The sequence below is a fragment of the Nonomuraea montanisoli genome, from assembly GCF_013363975.1.
In the GTDB taxonomy this organism is placed as follows: domain Bacteria; phylum Actinomycetota; class Actinomycetes; order Streptosporangiales; family Streptosporangiaceae; genus Nonomuraea; species Nonomuraea montanisoli.
On the sequence record NZ_JABWGN010000003.1, the window covers coordinates 114882 to 129562 of the forward strand.

At 73.4% G+C, this 14681-nt stretch carries 16 protein-coding genes and 2 pseudogenes; 4 read left to right on the forward strand and 14 right to left on the reverse strand.

From position 1 onward, the window contains the following. Positions 1-35: 35 nt before the first annotated feature. From HTZ77_RS07405 to HTZ77_RS07455, 11 genes are all read right to left on the reverse strand, one after another. Positions 36-428, reverse strand: a complete 393-nt coding sequence (locus HTZ77_RS07405; RefSeq protein ID WP_175588726.1) for a DUF3040 domain-containing protein — start codon at positions 426-428, stop codon at positions 36-38. Positions 429-650: 222 nt separating this feature from the next. Further along, positions 651-1892 carry a DNA polymerase IV gene (locus HTZ77_RS07410; protein WP_175588727.1) on the reverse strand — a complete coding sequence of 414 codons (1242 nt, stop codon included), beginning with the start codon at positions 1890-1892 and terminating at the stop codon, positions 651-653. 57 nt (positions 1893-1949) lie between these two features. Continuing rightward, positions 1950-2702 (reverse strand): methyltransferase domain-containing protein, encoded by a 753-nt coding sequence (locus HTZ77_RS07415; RefSeq protein ID WP_175588728.1) that lies wholly within the window; start codon positions 2700-2702, stop codon positions 1950-1952. Between the two features lie 157 nt (positions 2703-2859). Further along, a complete protein-coding gene (locus tag HTZ77_RS07420) occupies positions 2860-3696 on the reverse strand; it encodes a hypothetical protein (RefSeq protein WP_175588729.1) in 837 nt (278 codons plus the stop codon). A 55-nt stretch (positions 3697-3751) separates the two neighbouring features. After that, a complete protein-coding gene (locus tag HTZ77_RS07425) occupies positions 3752-4534 on the reverse strand; it encodes a MerR family transcriptional regulator (RefSeq protein ID WP_175588730.1) in 783 nt (260 codons plus the stop codon). Positions 4535-4588: 54 nt separating this feature from the next. Beyond that, positions 4589-4999 (reverse strand): transcription antitermination factor NusB, encoded by a 411-nt coding sequence (nusB, locus tag HTZ77_RS07430; RefSeq protein WP_175588731.1) that lies wholly within the window; start codon positions 4997-4999, stop codon positions 4589-4591. Between the two features lies 1 nt (position 5000). Then, a complete protein-coding gene (efp, locus tag HTZ77_RS07435) occupies positions 5001-5561 on the reverse strand; it encodes an elongation factor P (protein ID WP_175588732.1) in 561 nt (186 codons plus the stop codon). A gap of 25 nt (positions 5562-5586) precedes the next feature. After that, positions 5587-6636, reverse strand: a complete 1050-nt coding sequence (locus HTZ77_RS07440) for a M24 family metallopeptidase (protein ID WP_175588733.1) — start codon at positions 6634-6636, stop codon at positions 5587-5589. A 14-nt stretch (positions 6637-6650) separates the two neighbouring features. After that, positions 6651-8153 carry a serine/threonine-protein kinase gene (locus HTZ77_RS07445; RefSeq protein ID WP_175588734.1) on the reverse strand — a complete coding sequence of 501 codons (1503 nt, stop codon included), beginning with the start codon at positions 8151-8153 and terminating at the stop codon, positions 6651-6653. Positions 8154-8360: 207 nt separating this feature from the next. Continuing rightward, positions 8361-9515 carry a BadF/BadG/BcrA/BcrD ATPase family protein gene (locus tag HTZ77_RS07450; RefSeq protein ID WP_235994441.1) on the reverse strand — a complete coding sequence of 385 codons (1155 nt, stop codon included), beginning with the start codon at positions 9513-9515 and terminating at the stop codon, positions 8361-8363. Further along, positions 9516-10124, reverse strand: a complete 609-nt coding sequence (locus HTZ77_RS07455; protein ID WP_175588735.1) for an N-acetylmuramic acid 6-phosphate etherase — start codon at positions 10122-10124, stop codon at positions 9516-9518. It lies immediately after the preceding gene. Between HTZ77_RS07455 and HTZ77_RS07460 the strand changes: the two are divergent. Further along, positions 10057-10746 (forward strand): annotated as a pseudogene (locus HTZ77_RS07460) (carbohydrate ABC transporter permease); the annotation flags it as partial. The gene HTZ77_RS07455 and the pseudogene HTZ77_RS07460 overlap by 68 nt on opposite strands. On the opposite strand, the gene HTZ77_RS07465 reads toward HTZ77_RS07460, so the two are convergent. Further along, complete coding sequence (locus tag HTZ77_RS07465) at positions 10736-11989, reverse strand: FAD-dependent oxidoreductase (RefSeq protein ID WP_175588737.1); 1254 nt, start codon at positions 11987-11989, stop codon at positions 10736-10738. The pseudogene HTZ77_RS07460 and the gene HTZ77_RS07465 overlap by 11 nt on opposite strands. Positions 11990-12108: 119 nt before the next feature. Between HTZ77_RS07465 and HTZ77_RS07470 the strand changes: the two genes are divergently transcribed. Genes HTZ77_RS07470 through HTZ77_RS07480 form a run of 3 tightly spaced genes read left to right on the forward strand, consistent with a single transcriptional unit; the run spans position 12109 to position 13480 of the window. Continuing rightward, entirely contained in the window at positions 12109-12882 is a 774-nt protein-coding gene (locus tag HTZ77_RS07470) for a TetR/AcrR family transcriptional regulator (RefSeq protein WP_175588738.1), read from the forward strand. Between the two features lie 57 nt (positions 12883-12939). Continuing rightward, the gene (locus HTZ77_RS07475) at positions 12940-13224 is read left to right on the forward strand and encodes a hypothetical protein (RefSeq protein WP_175588739.1); all 285 of its coding nucleotides are present in this window, start codon (positions 12940-12942) and stop codon (positions 13222-13224) included. A gap of 40 nt (positions 13225-13264) precedes the next feature. After that, a complete protein-coding gene (locus tag HTZ77_RS07480; protein WP_175588740.1) occupies positions 13265-13480 on the forward strand; it encodes a hypothetical protein in 216 nt (71 codons plus the stop codon). Positions 13481-13690: 210 nt separating this feature from the next. Here the strand turns inward: HTZ77_RS07480 and HTZ77_RS48675 are convergent. Together HTZ77_RS48675 and HTZ77_RS07485 are read right to left on the reverse strand one after the other, a co-directional pair. Next, positions 13691-14005: pseudogene (locus tag HTZ77_RS48675) on the reverse strand (hypothetical protein); the annotation flags it as partial. Between the two features lie 67 nt (positions 14006-14072). Beyond that, a complete protein-coding gene (locus tag HTZ77_RS07485; protein WP_175588741.1) occupies positions 14073-14519 on the reverse strand; it encodes a hypothetical protein in 447 nt (148 codons plus the stop codon). Between the last annotated feature and the right edge of the window lie 162 nt (positions 14520-14681).

Genomic DNA, 14681 nt, shown 5'->3' on the forward strand with positions numbered 1-14681 from the left:
GGATGACCGCACGGTCGTGCCGGGAAGGATCCGGGTCAGCGCTCGTCGTGACGGCGGCGCCAGCGCTCTTCCATGCGCTCCATGAACGTGCCCCGGCCGCCGCGCCGGGGCTGCTTGCCCGGGGCCGGAGCGGAACCGGAGGCGGTGTCGACGAAGCCGTTCATGCGCTTCCAGCTCGACAGGCCCCACAGACACGCGGCGAGCATGACCACGAAGCCGCCGACGCCGAGCGGGATCAGGTTGATCACCACACCGACCATGAGGAGCACGACCCCGAGCGCAAAGCCGATGGAGGCCTTGATCAGGCGGCGCTTGTAGTGGCTGCGGGGGTCACTGATCCTGACGGTGTTGGCCCACTTCGGATCCTCGGCGTAGAGTGCCTGCTCGATCTGGTCGAGCAAGCGCTGCTCGTGCTCAGAGAGCGGCACGGCGCCTCCCAAGGACGGCCCCAGGACGGGGAAGACGGCAACGAACACGGGGTGTCCGGACCTCGCGGTCGGTTATCCCCAGAATACGAGGCTGTAGACGTAGGCGAAAGCAAACGTCCAACGCAGACCAAACCGGAGGTGACGTCATAGCTCCATTGTGGGTCATCTAGGCACCACTCCCCACACTCCCCCCGACTCGTGACATCGGCGACGACATCGGCGTCATGCTTCCATTTCATCAAGTCTTCCGCGCACAAGCGACGCCGGGAGCACCGCGTCGGGCCCGAACCTGCGGATCGCCTTGTCCATCGCGCGTTCGGCCTCCCGCCATCCCGTCTCCCGCTCGCCGAGACTGAGCTGCCGCGCCGTCGAGTCGGCGGGCCTGAGGTTCTCCATCCTGACACCGACGAGGCGAAGGCGCACCCGCTCCAGCCCGGCCGCCTCGAACAGCTCGCAGGCCGTGGCGTAGATCTCCTGGGCGACGTCGGTCGGCTCCTTGAGGGTGCGCGAGCGGGTGATCGTGGTGAAGTCGGCCCGGCGCAGCTTCACGCTCACCGTGCGGCCCACGTGGCCGCCCGCGCGCATGCGCGCCGCCACGCGCTCCGACAGGCGCAGCAGCTCGCGCCGGATCACCTCGGGGTCGTCGACGTCGGCGGCGAACGTCTCCTCGTTGCCGATGCTCTTGTCGGGCGCGTGCGCGGTGACGGGCCGCTCGTCGCGGCCCCAGGCAAGCTCCGCCAGATGGCCGCCCACGGCCTGGCCCAGCTCGCGGCGGAGCGTGGCGGGCGGCACCCGGGCCAGGTCGCCGACCGTGCGGATGCCGAGCCGTACGAGGGCCTGCTCGGTGCGCTCGCCGACGCCCCACAGCGCGGAGACGGGCAGCGGGTGGAGGAACGCCTCCACCTCGCCCTCGGGCACGACGAGCAGGCCGTCGGGCTTGCACTGCTTGGAGGCGAGCTTGGCGACGAACTTGCTGCTCGCCACCCCCACCGAACAGGTGATGCCGTAGCGCTCGCGCACCTGCGCGCGGATCATCGCGGCGATCGCCGCGGGCGGCCCCAGCCGGCGCCCGGCGCCGCCCACGTCGAGGAACGCCTCGTCGGAGGCGATCGGCTCGACCAGCGGGGTGATCGCGTGGAAGATCTCCATGACGCCCCGCGACACCTCGGAGTACTTGCCGTGGCTCGGCGGAATGATCACGGCCTGCGGGCACACCCGGCGGGCCCGGCTCATGGGCATCGCCGAGTGCACGCCGTAGGCCCTGGCCTCGTAGGTGGCGCTGAGCACCACGCCGCGGCCGGCGGGCGAGCCGACGATCACCGGCCGGCCGCACAGCTCCGGCCGCTCCAGCAGCTCGACGCTCGCGAAGAAGGCGTCCATGTCGACGTGGAGGATCGGGCAGCCGCTGTCATCGACCCCGGTCCGCGGAGCGGGGCCGATGCCGGTGATCTGCTTGCGGGACACGTCCTCGATTCTATCCGAACATCTGTACGAACGCTCGGGCGGCGCCCGCCCGGCGGGTCAGCCGCGGCGGGCGAGGACGTGGAGCTGGGTGGCGATGTCGCGCAGCACGGGATGACCGGTCGCGGCCTGCTCCAGCGCCACCAGCGCCTCCGCCGCGCCGGGCTCGCCGTCCACCAGCCGGCTGGGCACCAGGTCGGCGAAGACCCGCACGCCGTGCACGGCCCCCACCGCGAAACCCGTGACCGCCAGCAGCTCGGACAGCGCCTCGGCGGTGTAGCGGCGCGGGGTCGGGTCGCGGTCGCCCCAGCGGCCCTCGGGGTCGGCCAGCGCGGCCCGCGCCTCGTCGAAGTGACCGGCCAGCGCGCGGTGCAGAGCCGCCGCGACCGGGTTGGCCGCCAGCACGCTCACCGCACCGCCCCGGCGCAGCAGCCCCGCGACGGCGGTCATCGCGCCGATCGGGTCGTCGACGTACTCCAGCACGCTGTGACACAGCACCAGGTCGGCGCCGCCGTGGTCGAGCAGGTCGGCCAGGTCGGCGAGGTCGCCCTGGAGGCCGCGCACGCCGACGCCCTTCTCCTTGGCCCGGCGCTCCAGCGCGGCCAGCGAGTCGGGGCTCGGGTCGACGACCGTGACGGTGTGGCCCAGCTCGGCCAGCGGCACGGCGAACCCTCCGGTGCCGCCGCCGGCGTCGACGATGTCGAGCCGCTCGCGCCCGGTGGTCTCGCCCAGCCGGGCCAGCTCGGCCAGCAGCGCGTCCCAGACGACGGCGGTCCGCACCGCCGGGGGCCTCGTGACGCCTTCAGCTCGCAACCTCGGCTCGCCTCCTTCTCGCTCCTCCGACGCGCCCCAGCCTACGCCGTCCCGCGCCTCCCACGTGCGGCCACGGGCGCCGCGGACACGGACCGTCACGATGCGGAGGGGTGGAGGAGAGGATCAGCGGGTGCGCGGCGCGGGCGGACGCCGTGGGTCACGACACCCGGGCCGGGCGCAGGGCGCGGACCACGGCGGCGGGGTCGGCGGCGAAGAACCGCACGGACGTGACCTCGGCCCGGCCGCCGAGCGGGCGCACGACGGTGACGGGGGCGCTCAGCTCGACGGCCACGTTGGTCTGGGACCCGACCGCGACCCGCAGCCGCCCGTCCTCCACCGCGACCATGCCCTTCTCGTTGTACGAGCGCGCCACCACGGCCGAGGCGATCAGCTCGCGCGGGACCCGGAGATCGAGGTACTCGCCGTACCGGACGCGCAGCTCGTCCTGGCTCACCAGGTGCGGCCGCAACGCGCAGGAGGCGGCCAGGGCCAGGCAGAACACCACGCCGTACGCGTCGATCAGCAGCACCGGCAGCCGGATCGCGGCGGGCACCCCGAAGGAGACGAGCAGCAGGTCCACCACGACGGTCTCCACGGCCAGCGCGAAGGTGAGGACGAGCTGGAGCGCCGCCTGCTCCCCCGCGTACGGGGCGGCGACGGCGCCCGGCGGCACCCGGGGACGGCCGCGCCGCGCCACGAACAGGACGAGGGCGGCCACGCCCCGCGCCTCCAGCTCCACCAGCCGGCGCACCACCGGCGGCACCAGGGCGTCGACGGTGCCCGACAGCGCGCCCCGCCGGCTCGCGCCCGCCCGGCGCCCGGCCAGGTACAGCCGGCCGGCGACGACCGCCTCCAGCGCGAGCACCAGCGCGGCGGCCGTCTCCGCGCCCACGAGCACGGGGACCGGCAGCCGGATCCCCGCCCCGAGCAGCACGGCCATCAGGAACTCGACGGGCAGGACCGCGTAGAGAGCGGCGCGCGCGTACTTCAGCATGACCCGGCCCTCATCTCGACGAGACCCCCACCACGACGCCCGCACTCCCGGGGCCTCAGCATGACGACCGCCCGCGCAGCCGCTCCATGAACAGCCGCAGCACCTCGGCCTGCGCGGGCGTCATCTCCCCCGCGAACGTCTCCAGCCACCGGTCGCCGTCCGTCGCGGGCGAGCCGCCCGCCGCCGCGTCATCGCTGTTCCCGATCATCGCCGAGGCCATCGCGTCCGGGATGTGCCCGGCCAGGTCGGCGGCGAGCCCGGCCACCCGGGGGTCGTCCGGGTGGGCGCCGGCGAGCTCGTCCAGCCGCCGGTAGAGCTCGAGCCCGCGGGCCAGCATGTCGGGCTCGGTGAGGGGCCGCATCAGCTCGACCACCGCGCTCTCGCCCTCCGGGCCGCCCATGGCGCTCGCCAGCGTCAGCATCTGGCGGTCCAGCTCGGCGAAGCGCGACCCGTCGAGGGACAGGTCGCGCAGCAGGTCGCTCATGTCGGCCGACATGAGCGCGCCGGCCCCCTCCTCGACGCGGGCGAGCAACACGGCCAGGCGGGCCCGTCTGGCCGCGATCGCCTCCTGCTCCCTGGCCAGGTCGGCGTCCAGCTCCTGGAGCACCTCGCGCAGGTCGCGGCCGTCGTCGTCGGCCAGCGCGTCGCGCAGCTCGTCGAGGGAGAGCCCCAACCGCGCGAGCTGCCGGACGCGGGCCAGGGTCACCGCGTCCGCGAGCCGGTACTCGCGGTAGCCGTTGGCCTGCCGCGCCGGCTCGGGAAGCAGGCCGATGTGGTGGTAGTGGCGCACGGTCCGGGTGGACACCCCGACCAGCGCGGCGAGCTCGCCGATCCTCATGCCTCTATGAGACACGTTGACGTCGCGTGAAGGTCAAATCCACGCGACCGGGCCCTACAGGGTCAGGCTGGACTTGAGCTGCTTGAAGCGGGCCAGCAGCCCGTTGACGAACTGCGGCGACTCGTCCGTGGACAGCTCGCCGGCCAGGTGGACCCACTCGCTGATGACCACGCCCTCGGGCACGTCGGGCATCCAGAGCAGCTCGTACGTGCCGCCGCGCAGCAGGTTGCGGTCGACCGCGGGCATGCGCTCGAGGGTCCAGCCCTCGGCGTAGGTGGTGATCAGCTCGTCGATGCGCGCCTGGTGGCGGGCGACGCCCTCGACGAGGGCCGAGGTGTACTCGTTGACCGGCGGCTCCTGCCGCTCCACCCGCTCGGCGAGGATCTTGAGCGGATCCTCGCCGCGGATCTCCGACTCGAAGAGGATGTCCAGCGCGCGCCTGCGTGCCTTGCCCCGTGCCGACACCTCAGGCCCGGCCGAGGTATTCGCCGCTGCGGGTGTCGACCTTGACCTTCTCGCCGGTGGTGATGAACAGCGGCACCTTGATCTCGGCGCCGGTCTCCAGCGTGGCCGGCTTGGTGCCGCCGGTGGAGCGGTCGCCCTGCAGGCCGGGCTCGGTGCTGGCGATGGTCAGCTCGGCCGCGGCGGGCAGGTCGACGTAGAGCGCGGCGCCCTCGTTGAAGGCGACCGTGGCCAGGGTGTTCTCCAGCATGTAGTTGGCAGCGTCGCCGACCGTGCGGGCGGACACGTTGACCATGTCGTAGGTCTCGGTGTCCATGAACACGAAGTCGTCGCCGTCCCGGTAGGAGTACTGCATCTCGCGCTTGTCGACGTTGGCCACGTCGACCTTCACGCCGGCGTTGAAGGTCTTGTCCACGACCTTGCCGGACAGGACGTTCTTGAGCTTGGTGCGCACGAACGCACCGCCCTTGCCCGGCTTGACGTGCTGGAACTCCACAACGGCCCACAGCTCTCCGCCGTCGAGCTTCAGCACCATGCCGTTCTTGAGGTCGTTGGTCGTCGCCACTCGTTTTCTCCCGCGTGCGGCCGCTCTAAAGGACGAGCAGCTCCTTGGTCGTCTTCGTGAGGAGTTCCGGCTCGCCCTCACGTGTCACGAGGGTGTCCTCGATGCGAACGCCGCCCTGACCGGGCAGGTAGACCCCCGGCTCGACGGTGATCGGAACTCGATCCTCTAGTCTACCGGTCCGCGACGGGCCCAGGAACGGCTCCTCGTGGATCTCCAGGCCGACGCCGTGGCCCAGGCCGTGCCGGAAGTGGCCGCCGTGCCCGGCCCGCTCGATGACGGAGCGCGCCGCCGCGTCCACCTCGCGGACGTCGGCGCCGGGGGCGAGCGCCTCGCGGCCGGCGCGCTGGGCGGCGGCGACGAGGTCGTACAGCTCGCGCTGCCAGGCGGCGGGCTCGCCGAGGGACACGGTACGGGTCATGTCGGCGTGGTAGCCCTCGTAGACGGCGCCGAAGTCGAGGGTGACCAGGTCGCCCGCCATGAGCGGCCTGGTGGTGGGGACGTGGTGCGGCACGGAGCCGTTCTCGCCGGCCGCGACGATGGTCTCGAACGAGGGCCGCGCGGCGCCGAGCTCGACCATGCGCGCCTCCAGGACGCGCGCGACCTCGCGCTCGGTCATCCCGGGCCGGATGGCGCCGCAGACGTCGGCGAACGCCTGGTCGCTGATGGCGCAGGCGGTGCGCAGCAGCTCCAGCTCGTCCTCGTCCTTGACGGCGCGCAGCCCCTCGACGACCTGCTCCAGGGGGACGAGCGCGTCGCCGCCCAGGCGGTCGAGCAGCCGCCGGTAGGTGGCGACGCTCATGCTCGCGGCCTCGATGCCCGCGCCCGGCACGGCCAGCGCCCCGGCCGTGTCGACGGCCTCGACGACCGGCACGTCCAGGGCCTGCGCCCGCTCCACGTACCGGTTGTCGGTGGCCAGCCGCGCCGAGCCGTCGGCCCCCACCAGCACGGCGGCGTTGGAGCTGTCGAGGCCGGTGAGGTAGCGCACGTTGACGCGGGAGGTGACGAGGAGGGTCTCGACGCCGCGGGCGGGCAGGACCGCGGCCAGCCTGGCCCGCCGCTCGGAGAGGATCGTCATGGCGTCAATGTACGTCAGAGCCGCCAGTCGTCCAGGAAGCCGTCCAACGGGCCGGAGGACGGCACCTCGCCCCGGCTCTGAGCCTGCCTGAGCTCGGCCATGACCTCCTTGATCTGCGCGCGGCCCTGGGCCTCGTGGTTCCGCTCGAAGCTCTTGGCCGCCTTCCTGATCTTCTTGACGGCCTTGTCGGCCAGGCGCGGGTTCATGTCGCCGACGGACTTCTGGGCCGTCACGGAGTTCTCGAAGGCCCACAGCCACGCCGACCATCCGCCCTGCGGGACGGCGCCGCTGCTCAGCGTGGCCTTGGGCTGCGCGGTCTCCTGGAGGGAGCTGGGCTCGGCCGACGGGGTGGGGACCTGGGGGGTGCTCGACGGCAACGTGGTCGGCTCGAAGGTGGGGATCTCGGTGATCACCACGGTGGGCTCCGGGGTGGGGGTGGGGGCGGCGGTGGGCGTCTCTTTGGAGCCGCCCCACACCACGAACGCCACGGTGACGGCCGCGATCACCGCGAGCGCGACGCCGAGCTGCACGAAGAGCTTCCGGTTGGAGCCGGACCCGCGGCCGTCGGACGGGAGCGCGTCGTAGACGGCGGTGTCGCCGGCGCGCGGCGGCTGGTGCGGCCCTCCGCCGGGCGGCGCGGGCAGCGGGCCCGCCGCGTGCGGGGGCGCTCCGTGCGTGGGCGCTCCGTGCGTGGGCGCTCCGTGCGGGGCCGTGGCCGCGCCGGCCGGCTGCGCGCCCGGCGCGGCGGCGGGCGGCGGGGGCGTCTGGGGGCGGGGCCGGGCGATGGCCGCCAGTGTCCGCCGCACCGGCTCGCCGCCGGAGGGCCGCGCGGCGGGGTCGGCGGCGAGCATCGACAGCACGAGCCGGTCCAGCTCGGCGGGCACCTCGGCGCGGTGGCCGCTCGGCGGCACGGGCTCGGCGGTCCGTCCCTCCTCCGGGGCGTCCTCGAACGGCGGGCGGCCGCACAGCAGCTCGTAGCACACGCAGCCCAGGGCGTACAGGTCCGCCGCCGTCTCGGCCGGGCGTCCGGCGGCCTGCTCGGGAGCGGTGTACCGGGTCGGCGGGACGGCGATCCCGGCCACCCCGAACCCGACGACCTTGAGCACCCCGCTGCCGGCCCGGCGGAAGCTGTCCGGGTTCACCTGCCCGTGGACCACCCCGACCCGGTGGGCGGCGTCCAGCCCGGCGGCGGCCTGCCCGACGAGGTCGCACACCTCCGTCACGGGCAGCGGCCCACGCGTGGCCAGCTCCTCGCCCAGGCTCTCCCCGCCGAGGAACTCCGTCACGAGGTACGGCGTGCCGTCCTCGTCGCCCACGTCGAGCACCATGGCGACGTTGGGGTGGATGACCCTGGCCACGGCCTCGGCGTGCCGCTGGAGCACCTCCCGGGTGGCGGCTCCGGACCGGAGCAGTTTCACCGCCACGGTCCAGTCGGCACGCGTGTCGTACCCCCGCCACACCTCTCCCATCGGCCCGTGGCCGATGCGCTCGTCGAGCCGGTACCGGCCAGCGACCATGGACGGCGCTTCGTCCGACATATCCCCGCCAATAACTCCAGAAACGGCATTTTCGACCAACCATAGGGCCCCAGCCGTCTTCCGAAGTCCCGATTGCGCGGCGTGCCGCCGCGAGACGGCTTCCCGGGCACCTCGCGGGCCTGTGCCGCGTGCTCGTTCGCGACGGCCCCGGCACAGGTGGACGCCCCGCCGGGTCGCCGGAGATCGTCAGCCGGCGCCGTGGAAGCCGGTCCCGGAAACGCCGGTTCCGGAGACTCCGGTCCCGGGGAAGACGTGGACGTACGGAGGGCGGGACCGCACCGACCCGGCGACCGCGGCGCGGGCCAGGGCGAGCGCCCCGTCGGCCGAGACGCCGCGCGGCGGCGTGAGGCGGACGCCGGGGAGCAGGGCCGTGACGGTGTCCCGGAACGGCTCCACGAGGAGGTCCCCGGCGTCGAAGAGCCGGCCGCCCCACGAGACCACCGGTTCGAGCCCCGACGCCGCGGCCGCCGCGCTGCGCCCGAGCTCCCGGCCGGCCTCGTCCCAGATCGCCCGGGCCACGGCGTCCCCGTCCCGGGCGGCCTCGGCGACGGACGGCGCGAACGACGCGAGCAGGTGGGCGGCCGCGCCGGGCGCGTAGGCCAGCGCCACCAGCTCCGACGGCGACCCGAAACGGGCCGTGAGACGGTCGAGCAGGGCGGCCGACCCGCCGAGCCGGCCGTCGCGGGCGCGCAGCCCGGCCTGCAGGCCCCGCGCCCCGATCCAGGCGCCGCCGCCGTGGTCGCCGAGCAGGTGTCCCCATCCGTCGGACCGGTTCCAGACGCCGGCCAGGTCGGTGCCGAGGGCGATGACGCCGGTGCCCGCGGCGACGACCACGCCGGGCCGGAACCCGAGCGCGCCGACGTGCGTGGTGACCATGTCACCGGTCACCACCAGCGCACGCAGGCCGAACCTGTCGCCCAGGGCGCGCCAGAGGACGCCCGGGTCCGGCACCAGGCCAGGCAGGCCGGTGGTGCCGATCGCCATGCCGGCCAGCCGGTCGAGATCGGGGGCGGTCTCCTCGACGAGCCGGGCGACGCGGGAGGCGAGCCGGTGGAGGTCCATCCGGCCGTCCCGGCGGGGCGCCGGGACGGGGTCCTCCCCCGCCGCGGTCGTCCCTCCGGCCTCGATCCGCAGCCTGATCCCGCCGCCGCCGACGTCCACCCCCGCGAGCCCCGTGCCGCCACCGGCCAGGCCCATGTCGCCCGCGAGACCCGCGTCCTCTCCCGCAAGCCCCGTGCAGGCCCCGGCGAGACCCGCGTCGTCTCCGGCGAGACCCGCGTCGTCTCCGGTGAGCCCCCTGCCGCCGCCCGCGGGCCCCGTGTCGTCTCCCGCCAGACCCATCTAGCGCCCGCCCAGCGCGGCGACCGCCGCCCGGACGCCCGGGGCGCCGCGCAGCGCCTCCCGGGCCTCCTCGGGCGTGCAGCCGGTGAGCAGCCGCACGAGCGCCTGCGGCAGGTCCCCGTCCGCCTCGGCGAGGACGGCGCGGCAGCGCGCCTCGTCCTCGCCGCTCGCGTCGGCGAGCAGGCTCACCGCGCGCTCGCGCAGCTTGGCGTTGCTGGCGACGAGCCCGACCATGAGGTTGCCGTACGTGCGTCCCGCCTTGATCATGAGCGCCGTCGAGAACGCGTTGAGGATCACCTTGGTCGCCGTGCCCGCCTTGAGCCGGGTGGAGCCGGTCAGCGCCTCCGGCCCGGTGTCGGCGACCACGCCGAGGTCGGCCAGCTCGCGCAGCGGGGCTTCGGGGTTGCAGGTGACCAGCACGGTTAGGGCGCCGGCGGCGCGGGCCGCGCGGAGCGCGCCGGCCACGTACGGGGTGGAGCCGGAGGCCGTGATCCCGACCGCCACGCAGGTCTCGTCGAGGGCGGCGGCGTCGGCGGCGCCGATCCCCGAGCGGTGGTCGTGGGAGAACTTCGCGCTCGCCTGGGAGCGGGGCAACATGACCGCCCTCATGCGGTCGAGCCTGCTGATCGCGGTCTTCGTGGTGCCGCTGTCGGTGGTGCTGGCCACGCTCGCCGGGTACGGGCTGGCGATCCTCAGGGTGTGGGGTCACCGGTCGCTGTCGTTCGCGTTCGTGCTGGGGCTCACGCTGCCGATCGAGCTCATCGTGGTCGCGCTCTACTTCAACCTGCGCGAGGTCGGCCTCACCAACTCCTACGTGGGCGTCATCCTCGCCGAGGCGGCCCTGTTCATGCCGTTCGGGGTGTACTGGATGCAGACGCACTTCTCGAACGTCCCCGAGGAGCTGGTGGAGGCCGCCCGCATCGACGGCGCCCGCGACCTCGTCGTGCTGGCGCGGGTGCTGCTGCCGATCTCGTGGCCGGCGATCACCACGCTGTCGGTCCTCTACTTCATGTGGTCGTGGAACCAGTTCATGCTGGTCCTGGTCATGATGCTGGACCCCGACCGGCGGACCGCGCCGAGCGGGCTGGGGCTCTTCGTCGGCGAGTACACGACCGACATCCCGCTGCTGGCGGCGGCCTGCCTGATCGTCATCGCTCCCATCGTGGCCGTCCACCTGGTCTTCCAGCGCAGCTTCGTCAACGGCATCACCCAGGGCGCGATCAAGGGCTAGTGAGCCGGGGGCTCCTGCGGGCGAAGGCGGGGGCGTGCTCCGGCCGGGGCCCGAAGCCGAGGAACCGGGCCGGGATCGCGCGCAGCCGGGGGAACGCGCGCAGGAGGAGGAGCAGGGACCTGGGCGGGCCGGGCCTCCTGTTCGTGGCCCCCATGTCGAACATGGCGCGCTGGAGCAGCCGCTGGGCGCCCTGGACGATCACCGTGGGCGGCTGCCTGCGCCGCTGGACGGCGGCCAGGTCGGCGGTGGTGACGGCGTGCCGCCGCAGGGGCCCGGCCAGCAGGGCGGCGGTGGCCACCGCGTCCTGGATGGCGAGGTTGATGCCCACGCCCCCGGCGGGCGACATGGCGTGCGCGGCGTCGCCGATGAGCAGCAGGCCGTCGCGGTACCAGCGCCGCAGCCGGTTGAGCTTGACGTCGAGCACGTGGACGTCGTCCATGCTCGCGAGCTGGTCCACGCGGTCGGCGAAGTCGGGGCGGAGCCGGGCGATCCGCTCGCGGAAGCGCTCGATCCCCTCCCGGCGCAGCCGGGCGTCGGAGCCCTTCGCGGTGAGGTACGCCACCTGGTAGTAGTCCGGGCGGGTCAGGCACAGCAGCAGCTCGGGACCCCGAGCGACCGGCGTCACCCCGGCCGGGACGCCCCGTTCGGCGGGCGGCCTGGGCAGGCGGAACCACCAGACGTCGAACGGCACCCGGAACTCCCGGGGCGTCAGCCGCGCCTCCCGGCGCAGCGTGGAGTGCCTGCCGTCGCAGCCCACGGTCAGCTCGGCGCGGATCTCCCCTTCGTGGCCGTCGGCGGTGCGGTACCGCACGCCGACGACCCTGTCGCCGTTCCTGACCAGCCCGGTGGCCTCCGTCTCCATGCGCAGCGTGAACCCGGGCTCCTCACCGGCGGCCTTGGCCAGCAGGTTGAGCAGGTCCCACTGCGGCACCATCGCGATGTGGTCGTAGGGCGCCGGCAGCGTCGTGAAGTCGCCCACCGTCACCAGGTCGCCGTCGGGGGTGGGGAGCGAGACGTTGCCCAGGCGGCTCTGCGGCAGGGCCCGGAAGGCCTCGCCGAGGCCGAGCTCGTCCATGAGCCGGATGGTGGCGGGGTGGACGGTGTCGCCCCGGAAGTCGCGCAGGAAGTCGCCGTGCTTCTCCAGCACGGTGACCTCGACGCCCGCCCGGGCCAGCAGCAGTCCCAGCATCATCCCGGCCGGGCCGCCACCGCTCACCAGGACGCCGGTCTTCTCGACGGTCATGACAGTCCCTTCTCCTGCGGGTCGCGCCTGATCCCTCACCAGAATTCATCACCTGATGAGTACCTACTGAAGACGATACACATATGAGGTTCAGATAGGAAGCGGTACCATCTCGGTTCATGGAGAGGGCGCTGGTCGAAGCCGCGCTGGCGGCAGCCGAGCGGCAGGGCAAGGACGTGGCCGAGGTGCCGTTGAGCGCGATCGCGGCGGCCGCCGGCATCTCGCGCAGCACCCTGCTGCGGCGGCTCGGCGGATCCCGGGCCGCGCTGGACGAGGCGGTGCGGCAGGCCGGGGTCGACCCGGGCGGGCGCCCACCGGTCCGGGAGCGGGCCATCGAGGCGGCGGCGACGCTGGTCGCCCGCGACGGGCTCGGCGCGGTCACCCTCGACGCCGTCGCGGCCGCCGCCCACTGCTCGCCGACCAGCCTGCACGCCGTCTTCGGCGGCCGTGACGGCCTGATCGCCGGCGTGTTCGACCGCTACGTCCCCGTCCTCGACCTGGAGGCGCTGGCCGCCGATCCCCCGGAGCGGATCGAGGACACCGTGCACGCCGTCTACCGCGCGCTGGCCGAGGCGTTCGCCCGCGAGCCCCGGGTGCTGCCGGCCATCTTCGGCGACCTGTTCAGCCGTCCCGACGGCACGGCCGCCGGGATGCTGAAGGCCGGCCTGCCCAGGATGTTCGCCAGCCTCGGCACGCTGTTCACCGCGCAGATCGAGGCCGGCCGGCTGCGGCCTCTCCCCCTGCCGCTGCTCATCCAGCTCATGCTCGGCCCGATGGCGGCGCACATGCTGTTCCGGCCCGTGCTGCTGGACGCGCTGGGCGACGTGCTGCCTCCGGTGGACGAGGTCGCGCGCACGTTCGCCGAGGCATTTCTCCGCGCCGCCGCCCCCTGAGCCTTTTCCGCTCCGGGCTCCCAGTGATCTCCAAGTGATCTCCAAGAACGCCGAAACATGCTGAGGGTCGTCACGGACTTCTTCACGAAAGGAAAGAAGAAGATGAGCCCTCGTCGTCTGGCCGCGGCCGCGTTGGTGGCCGGCGGGCTGGCGGTCGGCGCCATGGCCGCTCCCGCGTCGGCCGCTTCCGCCCAGGTCACCGAGACCTGGCACCTGATGGGCAGCTACGCGTATTACGGCGACTGCGTGAAAGCCGGCGTCAAGGCCATTTCCAACGGCGCGGCGCAGGATTTCTCGTGCAAGCCCTCGGGCTCCCGCTACGACTTCTATCTCTACTACTGACCCGAGCAATTCGACAACCGCTCGAAAGGAGCCCAGCAGCATGAGAATTCGTACGGTGATCGCCACGGCGGCGGCCGGCGCCGCCCTCTCCTTCGGTTTCGTCGCCACGCCCGCGCACGCGGCGGGCTGGCACCACTTCGGCTATTTCTCGACCCAGCGCAACTGCATCAACGCGGGACAGGCCCTCGAAGTCCGCTACAGGTGCGTGCCGGTCACGCCGAAGTGGGACCTGCAGATCTACGTCTCCGACGAGTGATCTCCGCCCGCTGACACGGCCCGCCCCGACAGCCGGGCCGTGTCCGGGGTGCGGGCGGCGATGCAGCCGTGACGCCGCGGCGTCGGTGGTGATCCGGACCGTGCGCAGGGGGACGGCCAGGGGGTCTCCGACGGCGTCGTGCGGTGCGGTCCGGCCGCGGTCGAAGGTCAGCAGCGTCCAGTGCGGGCCGCGCAGCAAGACGTAGCGGGCGCGCACCCGCTGCTCGCCGGCGGCCGTCCGAGCGGTCACCTCGACGAAGTCGCCGTCCTGCTCCAGCGCGGTCACCGCGGCCCCCCACGCGACCGTGCCGCCGAGTTCGGCCAGGCGATCGCGCAGGATCCGCTCGACGCGGCTGCGACAGCCACACCGGCGCGTACGGAACACCCGGGGCCGCCATCCCGACGGCCGCCTCCACCGCCTCGGACACCACCCGGTCGCGGTCGTAGTGCCGCGTCGGCACGTGCACGGCGCCCGCGCCCGGCACCCGCTCGGCGACACCGAGATCGTCGGCGACCTCCAGCGCACGCGGCTGGATCGTCTTGGCCCGCGACGCCGTACTGGGCCCGTTGACCCGGGACTGAACGAGCGGGCGCTAACCCACGGCTGTACGCACGGAGAAGGCCACAGCGGCGACCACCATCAGCCACGCCAATGCGATGCGCAGGGAATCACCGCGTTTCAGACTCCCCTCGTCGGCGGCGTCGATCGTCAGCAACACCATCGCCCACACCGTCACGACAGTGACCAGGCCCAGGATGATGTACGCGGGCCACGTCGCGGACCGGATGCCGGCTATCACGACGAACATCCAAGCCAGGGCGTGCACGAAGGCACACCAGAATCCCGCGGCGGCCGGGAACGCGTCATCAGGAACGCCGGACGCCGCGTCCGACGCTTCGCCTTGGGGTGAAGCGCTCTGTTCCCCGTGCCGACGACTGCGTCCCTGCAAGAGCTGCATGACGGCGGCGATCGCTCCGATGATCGTCGCGACCAGGGCCACGAGCCCGAGTAACCCGGTGTCCGTCTGGATCGTGTCCACCGTCCGATGATGTCTGACGCCAAGGCGCCGGCGAAAGATCGAGGACCGGACGCGAGGACCTGCGTGGCCGGACGCCAGGCGTTCAAACATGACCGGCGCAGCAAACAGAAAAGAATTCCCCGAAAGAATCCATGCATACTTCAGCGACAATAACGATAGCTC

What these genes read in the sequence shown, in the direction of transcription:
- HTZ77_RS07420 (WP_175588729.1), bottom strand. Translation starts at nt 3,696, where the DNA reads ATGCTGAAGTACGCGCGCGCCGCTCTCTACGCGGTCCTGCCCGTCGAG.
- HTZ77_RS07425 (WP_175588730.1), bottom strand. Translation starts at nt 4,534, where the DNA reads ATGAGGATCGGCGAGCTCGCCGCGCTGGTCGGGGTGTCCACCCGGACC.
- HTZ77_RS07440 (WP_175588733.1), bottom strand. Translation starts at nt 6,636, where the DNA reads ATGACGATCCTCTCCGAGCGGCGGGCCAGGCTGGCCGCGGTCCTGCCC.
- HTZ77_RS07445 (WP_175588734.1), bottom strand. Translation starts at nt 8,153, where the DNA reads ATGGTCGCTGGCCGGTACCGGCTCGACGAGCGCATCGGCCACGGGCCG.
- HTZ77_RS07450 (WP_235994441.1), bottom strand. Translation starts at nt 9,515, where the DNA reads ATGGGTCTGGCGGGAGACGACACGGGGCCCGCGGGCGGCGGCAGGGGG.
- HTZ77_RS07455 (WP_175588735.1), bottom strand. Translation starts at nt 10,124, where the DNA reads ATGAGGGCGGTCATGTTGCCCCGCTCCCAGGCGAGCGCGAAGTTCTCC.
- HTZ77_RS07465 (WP_175588737.1), bottom strand. Translation starts at nt 11,989, where the DNA reads ATGACCGTCGAGAAGACCGGCGTCCTGGTGAGCGGTGGCGGCCCGGCC.
- HTZ77_RS07470 (WP_175588738.1), top strand. Translation starts at nt 12,109, where the DNA reads ATGGAGAGGGCGCTGGTCGAAGCCGCGCTGGCGGCAGCCGAGCGGCAG.
- HTZ77_RS07475 (WP_175588739.1), top strand. Translation starts at nt 12,940, where the DNA reads ATGCTGAGGGTCGTCACGGACTTCTTCACGAAAGGAAAGAAGAAGATG.
- HTZ77_RS07480 (WP_175588740.1), top strand. Translation starts at nt 13,265, where the DNA reads ATGAGAATTCGTACGGTGATCGCCACGGCGGCGGCCGGCGCCGCCCTC.